General features: G+C 65.5%; 14 protein-coding genes. 12 read left to right on the top strand and 2 right to left on the bottom strand.

Going from position 1 to position 14,167, the window contains the following annotated elements; genetic code table 11:
- Nucleotides 1–62 precede the first annotated feature (62 nt).
- The 4 genes from AC1DQ3_RS11610 (at nt 63) to AC1DQ3_RS11625 (ending at nt 5,009) form a co-directional block, all read left to right on the top strand.
- On the top strand, nt 63–1,235 hold the full coding sequence (locus AC1DQ3_RS11610; RefSeq protein WP_477120340.1) for a mandelate racemase/muconate lactonizing enzyme family protein: 1,173 nt from the start codon (nt 63–65) through the stop codon (nt 1,233–1,235).
- Nucleotides 1,236–1,365: 130 nt separating this feature from the next.
- The gene (locus AC1DQ3_RS11615) at nt 1,366–2,772 is read left to right on the top strand and encodes a sodium:solute symporter family protein (protein ID WP_477120341.1); all 1,407 of its coding nucleotides are present in this window, start codon (nt 1,366–1,368) and stop codon (nt 2,770–2,772) included.
- A gap of 235 nt (nt 2,773–3,007) precedes the next feature.
- Nucleotides 3,008–4,075, top strand: coding sequence for a maleylacetate reductase (locus AC1DQ3_RS11620; protein WP_477120342.1), 1,068 nt, complete (start codon nt 3,008–3,010; stop codon nt 4,073–4,075).
- A 55-nt stretch (nt 4,076–4,130) separates the two neighbouring features.
- Nucleotides 4,131–5,009 carry an NAD(P)-dependent oxidoreductase gene (locus AC1DQ3_RS11625; RefSeq protein WP_477120343.1) on the top strand — a complete coding sequence of 293 codons (879 nt, stop codon included), beginning with the start codon at nt 4,131–4,133 and terminating at the stop codon, nt 5,007–5,009.
- 22 nt (nt 5,010–5,031) lie between these two features.
- Here AC1DQ3_RS11625 and AC1DQ3_RS11630 read toward each other — a convergent pair whose 3' ends face one another.
- A complete protein-coding gene (locus tag AC1DQ3_RS11630) occupies nt 5,032–5,946 on the bottom strand; it encodes a LysR family transcriptional regulator (RefSeq protein ID WP_477120344.1) in 915 nt (304 codons plus the stop codon).
- A gap of 324 nt (nt 5,947–6,270) precedes the next feature.
- On the opposite strand from AC1DQ3_RS11630, the gene AC1DQ3_RS11635 reads away from it, so the two are divergent.
- The 8 genes from AC1DQ3_RS11635 (at nt 6,271) to AC1DQ3_RS11670 (ending at nt 13,755) form a co-directional block, all read left to right on the top strand.
- Nucleotides 6,271–7,602, top strand: a complete 1,332-nt coding sequence (locus AC1DQ3_RS11635) for an amidohydrolase family protein (RefSeq protein ID WP_477120345.1) — start codon at nt 6,271–6,273, stop codon at nt 7,600–7,602.
- Nucleotides 7,603–7,687: 85 nt separating this feature from the next.
- The gene (locus AC1DQ3_RS11640; RefSeq protein ID WP_477120346.1) at nt 7,688–9,196 is read left to right on the top strand and encodes a sugar ABC transporter ATP-binding protein; all 1,509 of its coding nucleotides are present in this window, start codon (nt 7,688–7,690) and stop codon (nt 9,194–9,196) included.
- Nucleotides 9,189–10,145 carry an ABC transporter permease gene (locus AC1DQ3_RS11645; protein WP_477120347.1) on the top strand — a complete coding sequence of 319 codons (957 nt, stop codon included), beginning with the start codon at nt 9,189–9,191 and terminating at the stop codon, nt 10,143–10,145. The genes AC1DQ3_RS11640 and AC1DQ3_RS11645 overlap by 8 nt, the downstream gene beginning before the upstream one ends.
- Nucleotides 10,142–11,110 (top strand): ABC transporter permease, encoded by a 969-nt coding sequence (locus tag AC1DQ3_RS11650; RefSeq protein ID WP_477120348.1) that lies wholly within the window; start codon nt 10,142–10,144, stop codon nt 11,108–11,110. The genes AC1DQ3_RS11645 and AC1DQ3_RS11650 overlap by 4 nt, the downstream gene beginning before the upstream one ends.
- A 64-nt stretch (nt 11,111–11,174) precedes the next feature.
- A complete protein-coding gene (locus AC1DQ3_RS11655) occupies nt 11,175–12,140 on the top strand; it encodes a sugar ABC transporter substrate-binding protein (RefSeq protein WP_477120349.1) in 966 nt (321 codons plus the stop codon).
- Between the two features lie 74 nt (nt 12,141–12,214).
- Complete coding sequence (locus tag AC1DQ3_RS11660) at nt 12,215–13,096, top strand: intradiol ring-cleavage dioxygenase (protein ID WP_477120350.1); 882 nt, start codon at nt 12,215–12,217, stop codon at nt 13,094–13,096.
- Between the two features lie 6 nt (nt 13,097–13,102).
- Nucleotides 13,103–13,405: a YciI family protein gene (locus tag AC1DQ3_RS11665; protein ID WP_477120351.1), complete on the top strand. Its 303-nt coding sequence runs from the start codon at nt 13,103–13,105 to the stop codon at nt 13,403–13,405.
- 38 nt (nt 13,406–13,443) lie between these two features.
- Nucleotides 13,444–13,755, top strand: a complete 312-nt coding sequence (locus tag AC1DQ3_RS11670) for a Dabb family protein (protein WP_477120352.1) — start codon at nt 13,444–13,446, stop codon at nt 13,753–13,755.
- Between the two features lie 61 nt (nt 13,756–13,816).
- Here the strand turns inward: AC1DQ3_RS11670 and AC1DQ3_RS11675 are convergent, their stop codons facing one another.
- Complete coding sequence (locus AC1DQ3_RS11675; protein ID WP_477120353.1) at nt 13,817–14,038, bottom strand: hypothetical protein; 222 nt, start codon at nt 14,036–14,038, stop codon at nt 13,817–13,819.
- Between the last annotated feature and the right edge of the window lie 129 nt (nt 14,039–14,167).

Consider the following 14,167-nt stretch of genomic DNA (forward strand, 5'->3'; position numbering starts at 1 on the left):
AAACCGAATACCGAAAACCGATTACCGGGATACCGGAATACCAAAGACACTGGAGTCAAGCAATGTCCGTCCGCATCATCGACATCCGCGAAGTGACGAAGCCGATTTCGTCGCCCATCCGCAATGCCTATATCGATTTCTCGAAAATGACGAGCAGCCTGGTCGCCGTGGTGACCGACGCCTTCCGCGACGGCAAGCGCGTGATCGGCTATGGCTTCAACTCGAACGGCCGCTACGGCCAGGGCGGGCTGATCCGCGAGCGCTTCGCGCCCCGCATCCTGTCCGCCGATCCCGACTCGCTGCTGGACGATGCCGGCACCAACCTCGATCCCAATCGCGTGTGGGCCGCCACCATGTCCAACGAGAAGCCGGGCGGCCATGGCGAACGCTCCGTGGCGGTGGGCACCATCGACATGGCGGTGTGGGACGCGGTGGCCAAGATCGCCGGCAAGCCGCTGTTCCAGTTGCTGGCCGAGCGCCATGGCGTCAAGGCCAACCCGCGCGTGTTCGTGTACGCAGCCGGCGGCTACTACTACCCGGGCAAGGACCTGTCCGCGCTGCGGGCGGAGATGCGCTCCTACCTCAATCGCGGCTACAACGTGGTCAAGATGAAGATCGGCGGCGCCAGCCTGGAAGAGGACAGCGCGCGCATCGAGGCCGTGCTGCAGGAAATCGGCGCCGACGCGCAGCTCGCCGTGGATGCCAACGGCCGCTTCGATCTCGATACCGCCATCGCCTACGCCAAGATGCTGCGCGACTACCCGCTGTTCTGGTACGAGGAAGCCGGCGATCCGCTGGACTACCACCTGCAGGCCACGCTGGCCGAGTACTACCCCGGGGCCATGGCCACGGGCGAGAACCTGTTCAGCCACCAGGACGCGCGCAACCTGATCCGCTACGGCGCCATGCGCTCCGACCGCGATTACCTGCAGTTCGACTGCGCGCTGTCCTACGGCCTCGTCGAGTACGAGCGCACGCTGGCGGTGCTGAACACCTTCGGCTGGTCGCCGAGCCGGTGCATCCCGCATGGCGGCCACCAGATGTCGCTCAATATTGCCGCCGGCCTGGGCCTGGGCGGCAACGAGAGCTACCCCGATCTGTTCCAGCCCTATGGCGGTTTCCCCGATGGCGTGAAGGTGCTCGAAGGGCATATCACCATGCCGGAGCTGCCGGGCATCGGTTTCGAGGGCAAGGCCGATCTCTATGCGGAGATGGCGGCGCTGGCGCAGCCTTGAGGGTGGGCCAAACCAGAAAACGAAAACAATAGGACAGCCGCCGCGACGGCCGCGCATCGCTACATGACAAAAGAGGCCGCGCGCCGCAAGCAGCACGCGCCGGCAGTCTTGGCAGGAGACGCAAAGCATCATGGAAATCTTCAACTTCAAGGACACCGCCATCATTATCGCGATGGTGGTCGTCTATATCCTCTTTACCACCTGGTTGACGGTGCGCTCGCGCAGCAAGACGTCCAGCGAATTCATGGTCGGCTCGCGCGCGATGCCGACCGTGGTGGTCGGTGTACTGCTGATGTCCGAGTTCATCGGCGCCAAATCGACCATAGGCACCGCGCAGGCGGCGTTCGAGTCCGGCATGGCGGCATCCTGGGCCGTGCTGAGCGCCGCCATCGGCTTCCCGTTGTTCGGCTATTTCCTCGCCAGCAAGCTGTACAGCTCCGGCGAGTTCACGATCTCCGGCGCCATCTCCAAACGCTATGGACGCTCCACGCAGGTGGTGGTGTCGCTGATCATGATCTATGCGCTGTTGCTGGTGAACGTGGGCAACTACGTGAGCGGCGCGGCGGCGATTTCCACCGTGCTCAAGATCAACCTGCCGACCGCCGCGCTGGTGACCGCCTTCGTCAGCACCTTCTACTTTGCCTTTGGCGGCATGAAGAGCGTGGCCTACGTCTCCATCCTGCACAGCGGCATCAAATATATCGGCGTACTGATCGTCACCGCCGTGGCGCTGCACCTTGCCAAGGGGTTCGCGCCGATGCAGCAGGCGCTGCCGTCGTTCTACTTCACCTGGGACGGCCATGTCGGCGCATCCACCATCGTCGCGTGGATCATCGGCAACGTGGGGGCGATCTTCTCCACGCAGTACATCATCCAGGCCATTTCCTCGACCAGGAGCCCCGACGCCGCCCGCCGCTCCACCTATGTGGCGGCGGCACTGTGCATCCCCATCAGCGTCGCGCTGGGCATCATCGGGCTGGCCGCGCGCTACCTGCATCCGGAGCTGAACAGCCTGTACGCGCTGCCGGTGTTCCTGCAGAGCATGAATGTGTGGCTCGCCGGGTTTGTCACGGTATCGCTGGTGGCCTCGATCTTTATCGGCGTCAGCACGGTCGCGCTGGCCATTTCGTCGCTGGTGGTGCGCGATTTCTATGTGCCGTACTTCAAGCCCACGCCGCAGAGGGAATTCCGCACGACGCGCGTGCTGTCGCTGTTTATCGGCTTCCTGCCGCTGATCTTCGTGTTCTTCGCGCCGGGCCTGCTGCACCTGTCGTTCTTCACGCGGGCGTTGCGGCTGTCGATCTCCATCGTCGCGGTGATTGGCTTCTACCTGCCGTTTTTCAACGGCAACCGCGGCGCCACGCTGGGCCTGCTGGGGGCGGCTGTCACCACCACTGCCTGGTACCTGATGGGCGACCCTTACGGCATCGATAATATGTATGTCGCGCTGGTGACGCCTGCCGTCGTCATCTTTATCGAGAAGCTGTTTCACTGGCGCGAGACGAAGGCGCCGGATGGTTATGGCCGTTCCGCCTGAGTCCTGGATGGGAAGCGGCGGCGCTTGCGGCCCATTGTTCGGGCAACCCGGGCTGATTCTTCCGATACCGTCAAGAGTGTTTTCCCGTTCAGGCATTTTTTTCCTCCGCGTGGAAGGCTAACGTGGGGAACGCGTCTGTCCATGACCCCGGCCCGGGCAGGCCTGGGCGGTCCGGCCAGGGGCAGGACCCGCGGAGCGGGCGCAGATCCCGAACGATCCGGAGGAGACCAAGCCTATGCCAAAGTCATTTGTCTATGCCGCCCAACCCATGCGCGTACTGTTCGGCGCGGGCACGTTAAGCCAGGTTGCGCAGGAGGTGGAGCGCATGGGCGCACGGCGCGCGCTGGTGCTTTGCACGCCGAACCAGACCGAGGACGCGGTGCGCGTATCGGACCTGCTGGGCCCGCTCTCGGCCGGCATTTACGCTGGCGCCATCATGCACGTTCCGCTGGAGACGGCGCACGCGGCGGCCAGGCATGCCCTGGCGCTGGACGCGGATTGCGTGATCGCCGTCGGCGGTGGCTCTACCACCGGCCTTGCCAAAGCCATCGCGCTGACTTCCGGCCTGCCCATCCTGGCGATTCCCACCACATACGCCGGCTCGGAAATGACACCGATCTACGGCATCACCGACGCCGGCCTGAAGAAGACCGGCCGCGATCCGCGCGTCCTGCCGCGCACCGTGATCTACGATCCGGAGCTCACGCTCGGCCTGCCGGTCGCCATGAGCGTGACCAGCGCGCTGAACGCCATCGCCCATGCGGCGGAAGGCCTGTATGCCGAGGACGCCAACCCGGTGACGTCGCTGATGGCCGAGGAGGGCATCCGCGCGCTCGCCAGCGCCATCCCGCGTATCTGCGAAGTGCCGTCCGACCCCGAGGCTCGCGCCGATTGTCTCTACGGCGCGTGGCTTTGCGGCTCGGTGCTGGGCAGTGTCGGCATGGCGCTGCATCACAAGTTGTGCCACACGCTGGGCGGCAGTTTCAATCTTCCGCATGCCGAGACCCATACGGTGGTGTTGCCGCACGCCATGGCCTATAACGCCAGCGCCGCACCGGATGCGATGGCGCGGATCCGGCGGGCCCTTGGCCGCGAGCACACTTCGGCGGCCCGTTCGCTGCATGAACTGGCTGCCCGCCACGGCGCGGCCACCGCGCTGCGCGATATCGGCATGCAACGCGAGGACCTGGACCGGGCGGCCGATATCGCGCTGGCCAATCCCTACTGGAATCCGCGCCCCATCGAGCGCGCGCCGATTCGCGAATTGCTGCAGGCTGCCTTTGAAGGCGTGTGCCCGGATTGAGGCGCAACCGGCACGCAAGCCGCGCCACACACAATAAACGCACTGGAGACAAGCCATGCATATCGGCTTTATTGGCATCGGCAAGATGGGTTTGCCGATGGGACGTCACCTGGCCGCGGCCGGCCACTCGGTCGAAGGCTTCGACCTGTCACCCGCCGTGCAGGAGGCTGCCCGTCAGGCAGGGCTCAAGACGGCGGGCTCGCTGGCAGAGGCAACCGGCGGCAAGGACGTGGTGTTCAGCTCCTTGCCGCACGACGCGGCCTTCGAGGCGGTCGGTGCGCAAGTGGCCGAACTGGCCGCGCCGGGCACGCTGTATATCGATACCAGCACCGTATCGCCGCAAGCCTCCGCGCGGGTGGCTGCCGTGCTTGCGAAACGGCATGTCCAGTACCTGCGCGTGACGGTATCGGGCAACAACAAGATGGCGGAGGCCGCGCAACTGACTGCCATGGTCTCCGGCCCGGCGGCAGCGTATGAGATAGCGCGGCCGTTGCTGGCGGCGCTAGGTCCGACCCAGTTCTACCTCGGCGAAGCCGAACAAGCCCGCCTGATGAAGCTGGTGGTGAACCTGATGATCGGCCTGACCTCCGGCATGCTTGCCGAAGCGCTGGCGCTGGGTGCCAAGGGTGGCCTGAAATGGCAGGACATGTGGTCGGTGATCACCGCCAGCGCGGTGGCGGCGCCCATCGTCAAGGCCAAGTCGGCGCAGCTTGTGGAGAACGACTACACGCCGACATTCACCGTGGACCAGATGCTCAAGGACGTCGGGCTGATCCTCGGCGCCGGCGCCGAGCTGCGCGTGCCGCTGTCGCTCACGGCGCTGCTCGGCCAGATGCTGCAGGGCGCCGCGGCGCAGGGCATGGCCGCGGACGATTACGCGGCAGTGATCAAGTCGGCGCGGCTGTCTGCCGGACTGCCGGCCGTCAATGGCTGAGATGGTTCCCGGCGTCACGACGTCATGACGTCCACTTGCGCTCGTAGTCCATGCGCTCGAAGTGCGCCACCAGGAAGTCGATGAACAGGCGCACCTTGGCGGCCAGGTAGCGGCGGCTCTGGAAGGCGATATTGATGGTCAGGCGCGGCAAGTCCCAATCATCCAGCACGGGGATGAGCCGGCCCGCCACGATATCGTCGTAGATGATGTACTTGGGCTGCACCAGGATGCCCAGGCCTTCCAGCGCGGCGGCGCGTATCACCTGGCCGTCGTTGGACTCCAGCTTGCTGCGTACCAGTAGCGTTTTTTCCTCGCCGTTGCGGGTGAAAGGCAGTTCGTGCGGGCGGTTGGCGTAGGAATAGATCAGCATGTGGTGGCGCAGCAGGTCGTCGACCTCGCGCGGCGTGCCCATGCGATCCAGGTAGCGCGGCGCGGCGGCAAGGACGCGCCGGGTCTCGGCCAGCCGGCGCACCGTGAGGGCAGAGTCGGGCTCGAACTCGCGGGTGCGGATGGCCAGGTCGATGCCGCTGTCGATGATGTCGTAGTAGCGGTTGGCCGCGAGGATATTGACGTCCACCTTGGGATAGAGCGCGGTGAAGTCGGGCAGCAGGGGTGCCAGGTGCTTCATCGAGAACGACAGCGAGGCGGTGATGGTCAGCGTGCCGCCCGGCTCCAGCACATTGGCGTTGACGGCCGCCTCCGCCTCCTTCATTTCCGCCAGCACGCCCTTGCAGCGCCGGAAGAATTCATGGCCCACATCGGTCAGGTATAGCCGGCGTGTATTGCGCTCGATCAGCCGTGCCGAGAGCCGCTGCTCCAGCGAGGTGAGGTAGCGGCTTGCCGCCGCATTGGAAATATCCAGGCTTTCGGCCGCCTTGGTGATGCTGCCCAGTTCGGCGATCTGGACGAAGAGTTCGAATTCGGTCCAACGGTCCATGCGGTGTCTCCCGGTGTTCTCTTTTTCTTCGATCCCTCGCTGGATTCTCTCGCCAGGTGGAAAGAAGATTTCCTGATGCGTCGTTTTTTTCCGTTTGTCGGGAGTATAGAGTTTGTTCCAGCGCATGTCAGGTGCTTGTCGTTACCACAAACGGCGACACAACGGCAAATGCACACCGCACCACGGCGCACCCGAAATAAAGCCAGAGCGACGCACCGGATACCGGCAGCGTTGCCACCTTACGGAGACATAGTCCATGCATGCATTTCACTTCGCCTGTCCCTCGCGTCTTGTTCGTCTTTCGCGTTAAGGAGGGTCGCGCTCATGGCACGCATCCTGGTACGCGGCGCGACCCTGGTCACGATGGAACCCACCCTTGGCGAGTTCACCGGCGACCTGCTGATCGAAGGCGAGCGCATTGCCGCCATCGCGCCGCGCATCGACGTGCAAGACGCGGAACGGATCGAGGCGCACGGCTTTATCGCGGCGCCCGGCTTCGTCAATGCGCATATGCATACCTGGCAGACCGCGCTGCGCGGCGTGGCTTCCGGCTGGACGCTGACCGAATATTTTCGCCAGATGCACGCGGGGCTGGCCACGCGATTCACACCGGAAGATATCGGCATCGCCACCCTCGCAGGCGCCTGGAACCAGCTCGATTGCGGCACCACCACGCTGGTGGACTGGTGCCACAACAACCCCACCCCGGCGCATAGCGATGCCGCGCTGGATGCGCTAGCGCAGTCCGGCATCCGCGCGGCGTTCCTGCACGGATCGCCCAAGCCGGATCCGAAACCCGGCGCCTTGCCGTTCTGGGAGACGCCGCACCCGCGCAGCGAGGTGGCACGCCTGGCAAGGCGGCTGCAAGGCTCGTCCTTGCTGAGCCTCGGCCTGGCCATCCTTGGCCCGCACTATTCGACGCTGGAAGTGGCGCTGCACGATTTTGCGCTGGCGCGTGAGTTCGGGCTGCTGGCCAGCATGCACCAGGGCGGCGGTAGCGCGCGCACGCCGCACGGTTGGGAGCGGCTGGAGCGGGCAGGGCTGCTCGGGCCGCATATCAATATCGTGCACGGCAATAACCTGGCGGATGAACAGCTTGCCCGCTTCGTCGGCCTGGGCATGAGCTTCTCCGTCACCCCCGAGAACGAGCTGACGCAGGGCCATGGGTTCCCGATCACCGGCCGGCTGATGCGCCTGGGCGTGGCGCCGTCGCTTGGGGTGGACCTGGAGTCGGGTTTGTCCGGCGAGATGTTTACCGCCGCGCGGATTGCACTGGGGGTCCAGCGTGCGCTGGATCATGCGGAGTACCGGCAGCAGCATGGTGAGATCGCTCCGGCGCATGCGGTGAGTTGCCGCGACGCGCTGGACTGGATCACGCTGGCTGGCGCGCGAATGCTCGGCATGGCAGACCGCATCGGCTCGCTGGCCGTGGGCAAGCAGGCCGACGTGGTGCTGATCGACGCCCGCAAGCTCAACATGATGCCGCTGCACGATCCCGTCAGCGCCATCGTGATGCAGGCGAGCCTGGCCAATATCGACAGCGTGTTCGTGGCGGGCCAGGCGCGCAAACGCCATGGGCGGCTGCTGGTGGATGGGCTGCAGGGCAAGCTTGAGTTATTGCGCGAATCGGGTGAGCGGCTGGCCGCCAGCGCTTGAGAAACCACCAACGACAAGGAGGAGACATGGACAAAAAAGCCACCTCGCACGGCATCCGCGCCGGCAAGATCCTCAGGCTCGAATCATGAACGCCATCACCGAAATCACACCGCTGTTCGAGATGCGCGGCATCTGCAAGAACTTCCCCGGTGTGAAGGCGCTGGATGATGTGTCCTTCGCCATCTACCCCGGCGAAGTGCATATGCTGCTGGGCGAGAACGGCGCCGGCAAGTCATCGCTGATGAAAGTCCTGTGCGGCGTCTACACAGCCGACGCCGGCGAGTTCTATCACGACGGCAAGCCCGTGACGATCACCAGCCCGGCCGACACCATGCGGCTAGGCATTGCGGTGATCTTCCAGGAGTTCTCGCTGGTCCCCTACCTGGACATCGCGCAGAACATCTTCCTTGGCCGGGAGCCAAGCGGCCGCATTCCCGGCTCCGTGGATACCGCGAAGATGCACGCCGAAGCGCGCCGCATCCTCGATATCCTCGGCATGGAGGTGGGCACGCGCACGCCGGTGCATGCACTGGGCGTGGCCCAGCAGCAAATGGTGGAGATCGCCAAGGCGCTGTCGCAGAACGCGCGCATCCTGGTGCTGGACGAGCCCACGGCCGCGCTGTCCGACCGGGAAACCGAGAAGCTGTTCGCCGTGATCGAACGGCTGAAAGCGGACGGCGTGTCGATGATCTATATCTCGCACCGCATGGCCGAGGTCTTCGCGCTGGGCGATCGCATCACCATCCTGCGCGACGGCCGCAAGGTGGGCGCCTGCCTGCCTGGCGACGCCTCGCCCGACGAACTGGTGGCGCGCATGGTGGGGCGCAAGGTCGATATGAGCTATAGCCGCGAGCGCAGCGCGCAGTTGGGCGAAGTGGCGCTGGACGTGCGCAACGTCAGCGCCGACAGCGGCATCACCGACATCAACCTGCAAGTGCGCGCCGGCGAAATCGTGGGCCTGGCGGGGCTGGTGGGATCGGGGCGCAGCGAGGTGGCCCGTGCCGTGTTTGGCGCGGACCCGATCCGGCAGGGCGACATCAGGATATTCGGCCAGCGGCTCACCGGCGGCCCGGACCGCGCTCGCGCACTGGGCGCCGCGCTGATCCCGGAAAGCCGCAAATCCGAAGGGCTGGCGCTGATCCGCACGGTGCGTGACAACCTGCTGCTGGCCGGCCTGCGGCGGGCGTTTCCCGCGCGCTGGTATCGCGCCGACAAGGCCGAGGCGCTGGCCGCGCGCGAGATCGCGCGGCTGCGCATCGCCACGCCAAACGGCGACCAGCTCGCGCAATTCCTCTCCGGCGGCAACCAGCAAAAGATCGTGATCGGCAAGTGGCTGGTGGCCGAGGCGAAGCTGTTTATCTTCGACGAGCCCACGCGCGGGATCGACGTGGGCGCCAAGGCGGAGATCTTTGCGCTGATCGACAGCCTGGTCAAGCAGGGCGCGGGCGTGCTGCTGATCAGCTCCGAGCTGCCCGAGATCATCAATGTCTGCGACCGCACCTACGTGATGCGCGGCGGCCGCATAGCCGGCGAGGTCGCCCACGGCGAGATGACCGAAGAACGCATTCTGCAACTGGGGATGAACGATGCTTGATACCAACACGCTACCGCGGCCAATGGGCCAGTCGATCGGCAAGCTGCCCGGCTCGGTCTGGGTGCTGCTGCTGCTCTCACTGGCCTTCAGCGTGACCGGCTCGGGCTTCCTGAGCCTGGAGAACCTGCTGAACATCGGCACGCAATCCACCATCCTGCTGCTGATTGCCTTGCCGATGACGCTGATCATCATGACCGAAGGCCTGGACCTGTCGATGGGCGCCGTGCTGACGCTGTGCGGCGTGGTGATGGCCATGGTGATGGTGGCGAGCGGGTCGCTGCCGCTGGCGCTGGGCGCGGCGCTGCTCACCGGGCTGGCATTCGGACTGCTCAACGGCGCACTGGTGTCGTGGCTGGAGATCCCGCCCTTCGTGGCCACGCTCGGCACGCTGGGCGTCGCGCAGGGCCTGGCGCTGGTGGTCACGGATGGCCAGAGCGTGGTCGGCATCGGCGACACCATCCCGCTGATCTATTCCGGGCAGCTGCTGGGCGTTCCGTTTCCCATCTGGATCGCCGTGGCGTTCTACGGCCTGTTCCACTGGCTGCTGTACCGCACCCGCTTCGGCGCCTATGTGTTCGCGCTGGGCGGCAACCGCGAGGCGCTCAAGTTCTCCGGCGTGCGCATCAACGTCTATCTCATCGCCGTGTACGTGCTGGGCGGGCTGATGGCCGGCGTGGCCGCGCTGCTGCTGACGGCGCGCATGAACGCGGGGCATCCCACGGCGGCCATCGGGCTGGAGTTCGATGCCATCGCCGCGGTGGCGGTGGGCGGCACCACCTTCGACCGCGGCAATGGCTGGCTGCCCGGCACGGTGCTGGGCGTGCTGGCGGTAGGCGTGCTGCGCAACGGGCTCAATCTCGTTGGCGTGCAGTCGTCGGTGCAGGTGGCGGCAATCGGCTTGCTGGTGCTGGTGGTGCTGCTGATCGAATCCTTCAAGGGGAAAGCATGAACACGGCGACTCTGTTCCCGCCACTCTCGGCGGATGCCCGCTCGTTTGCCTACCGGCTGTTTGCGCTCGGTCTGCTATGCCTGCTGCTTGCCGTTGCCTCCGACGCGTTCCTGACGCTGAGCAATATCCTCAACGTGCTGCGCCAGGCCAGCCTGCTGTTCCTGCTGGCTTCCGGCGTGACGCTGGTGATCCTGACAGGCGGGCTGGACCTGTCGGTGGGCGCCAACGTGGCGATGTCGGCCTGCGTGGCGGCCACCGTGATGAAGGCCACCGGCTCGACCATGCTCGGCGTAGGCGCGGGGCTTGGCACCGGCGCGCTGATCGGGCTGGCCAACGGCCTGCTGGTGGCCATGCTGCGCATCCCGCCGTTCATTGCCACCTACGGCATGTTGTGGGTGCTGCATGGCGTCACCTACTGGTTCATGGCGGGCGAGACCATCCACGGTTTTCCGCCGGCGTTCCGCGCCATCGGCAGCGGCTATTTGCTTGGGGTGCCCGTTCCGGTCTACCTGATGCTGCTGTTCCTGGTGGCAGGCACCGCCATGTCGCAAAAGACCACCTACGGCCAGGAGATCTACGCCATCGGCGCGAATCCCGTCGCGGCGCGGCTCTCCGGCGTGCCGGTGACACGGCGGCTGGTGCTGGTGTACCTGGTGAGCGGCGCGATGGCCGGCATCGCCAGCCTGGTGTTCCTGGCCCGGCTCAACTCGGCCGAGGGCGATATCGGCGAAGCCTTGACGCTGCCCGCCATTGCCGCGGTGCTGATCGGCGGGACCTCGCTGTTCGGCGGCGTGGGCCGGGTATCCGGCACGCTGGTCGGCGCCATCATCCTGACACTGGTGCTCAACGGCATGAACCTGCTCACCGTCAGCGCCAACTGGCAGCCGCTGGTGACCGGCGTGATCGTGGTGCTGGCGGTATTCCTTGACACGCTGTCGCGCAAGCGGCTGGGCGTCAGGTCGTAAGCCCCCCGGCGCGGCGGACGCACCGCCGCGCATGGTTTCCCATCCAAGAAAAAAGGAGACAAAGATGAACGCACATAGCTTGAAACTGCTGGCCGGCGCGCTGGCCCTCGGCATCCTGGCCGCACCGGCCCACGCGGACGGCGAGCGCATCGCGGTGTTCACCAAGAACCAGACCAACCCGTTCTTCCAGGTGGTGCGCCAGGGCGCGGACGCGGCGGCCAAAAACATGAACGCGCACGTCACGCACTACATCCCCACCAAGCCGGACAGCATCCCGGAGCAGATGAGCCAGATCGAAGACGTGATCGTCAAGAAGGCCGACGCCATCGTCTTCGTTCCGGTCGACTACAAGGCGATGGGACCCGGCGTGAAGAAGATCAACGCGGCCAACATCCCGGTGGTCAACGTCACCGACAAGAGCGACACCGGCAACTTCGTGTCCTTCGTGGGCGCGAGCGATTACGACCTCGGCCTGAAGACGGCCACCCACCTGTTCAAGGCCATGGGCGGCAAGGGCAACGTCATCGTGCTCGAAGGCATCAAGGGATCGCTGACCAACGTCGACCGCGTCAGGGGCGTGCGCGAAGCGCTCAAGGCCTTCCCCAACGTCAAGCTGCTGGCGTCGCAGCCGGCCAATTACCAGCGCCTGCAAGCGCTGCAGGTCATGGAGAACCTGATGCAGTCGTATCCGCAGATCGACGGCATCTTCGCCGCCAACGACGCCATGGCCATCGGCGCCATCGAGGCGCTGCAAGGCGCCAACCGCAAGGCGCTGGTGTCCGGCATCAACGGCACCCAGGAGGCGATCGATGCGATCAAGGCCGGCACCTTGCTCGCCACCGGTGACTACAATGGATTTGCCCAGGGTTGCCTGGGCACGATCGCGGCCATCCGCAAGCTGCGCGGCATGCCCGTCACACAGAGCATCGTGCTGCCGGCCACGGTGGTGGACAAGACCAACTACCAGTCCATCGATATCCCGGCGAGCAAGCGCACCTGCCCGCGCTGGGAGGATGCAACCAAGGCTTGAGGCCCGCAGCCCGGCGCCAGGCACACATCGCCCAGAAAACAGACCCCACGGACCCCACAGACCCCACAGACATCATGCGAAATCTAGACGAAGAAACCATCACGCAGGCAGTACTTGCGCGGCATGCCGACATGCCGAACGGGCGGCTCAAGGAGATCATGACCAGCCTGGTCCAGCATCTGCACGCCTTTGCCCGTGAAGTGCGGCTCACCGAGGCCGAATGGGCCGAAGGCATCAAGTTCCTGACCGAAGTCGGCCACACCTGTACCGACACCCGGCAGGAGTTCATCCTGCTGTCCGACACCCTGGGCCTGTCCACGCTGGTCACCGCGCAGAATCACAAGAAGCCGCGCGGCTGCACCGAAGCCACGGTGTTCGGGCCGTTCTATGTGGACGACGCGCCGGAATATGAACTGGGGGCCGACGTGGCCAACGGCATGACCGGCGAGCCGTGCTACGTCCGCGGCGAGGTCAGGAGCGTGACGGGCGAGGCCGTGCCGCATGCCAGGCTGGAGGTGTGGCAGGCCGATTCGGATGGCTTCTACGACGTGCAGCAGGCGCAGCGCGACGGCCACCAGGGGCGCGGCGTGCTGACTACCGATGCCAGCGGCGGCTTTCATTTCAAGTCCATCGTCGCGGAGTGCTATCCGATCCCGCATGACGGGCCGGTCGGGCGGATGCTCGACGCCATGGGCCGCCATCCGTGGCGCCCGGCCCACCTGCACTTCATGATCTCGGCGCCGGGCTACGAGACGCTGATCACCCATGTGTTCCGCGAGGGCGGGGAATACCTGGAATCCGATACGGTCTTCGGCGTACGCAGCTCCCTGGTCGCGGACTGGGTGCAGCACGAGGCCGGCACCACGCCGGACGGCACGGCATCGGCCACGCCGTTCTACACGCTGGAATTCGATTTCATACTCAACCCGGCCGCGCCGGGCTCAGCCAAGAGGTAAGTCCACATGCTGTTTGTATTCCATCTTCTCGACAAGCCCGGCACCGGCGAACTGCGCGCCCGCGTGCGCCCGGAGCACAAGCTTTATCTCGGCGCCAAGGCCGCCAGCATTGCCTTCGCCGGCCCCCTGCTGGGCGACGACGGCACCACCATGGTCGGCAGCCTGCTGGTGATCGATTTTGCCTCACGGGCGCAAGCGCAGGCGTGGCTGGAAGCGGAGCCCTTTACCAGGGCGGGTGTCTACGAGCAGTCGAGCGTGCATGCGTTCACCAACCTGTGGCCGCAGAAAGCCGGCTTTCCGCCGGCCTGAGATCAGGTGGCTCGCTATCAGGAAAATGGGAGGGAAACGTGTCCATCGTCAAACATATCGTGATGTGGAACCTGCGCGGGGAAACCGAAGTGGACAAGCAGGACGCCGTGGCCCGGCTGAAGCTTGCCTTCGAGGGGCTGCGCGGCCGGATTCCGGGCTTGCGGCACCTGGAGGTCGGCGTGGACTCCAGCAAGGTCAACTACGCCTGCGACGTGGTGCTGTACTCCGAGTTCGAGTCGAAAACGGCGCTGGAGGGCTACGCCAGCCATCCGGAGCACCTGCGCGTGAAGGCGGAGCTTGGCGACCTGCGCATCGCACGGCACCAGGTGGACTACGAGGCGTCAGCGTGAGGGTGCGCCGGGGGCGCTGGCGCTAGCGGGCCAGCACCCACTGGCGAGCGTATTCATGCTATCAGCCACGTGCCGCCGCGCCTTGTGCCGCAGGCGGAAAAACGCGCCACGAGCCGTCGCCGTGACGGAAGAAGTACAACATGTCGGCCGCCCGCTGGACGCAGACATAAGGCACGTGTCCGGCGCGCATCCTGCCGAAACGCGCGACGCGCACGGGCCGGTCGTCGGCCGCAGCGATCCATTTGGCCACTATCGCATGCAGGTTTGTGATGTTTGATTGCATGTTCCACTCCACTTGTCCCGCTTGTCCCGCTTGTCCCGCTTGTCCCAGTTGTCCCAGTTGTCCCAGTTGTCCCAGTTGCATCCTGGGTTTTCTGCATTCCCTGCCTGGGCTGCTCCTGACGGGGATCTT

Source organism: Cupriavidus sp. 01T418 (genome assembly GCF_056398885.1).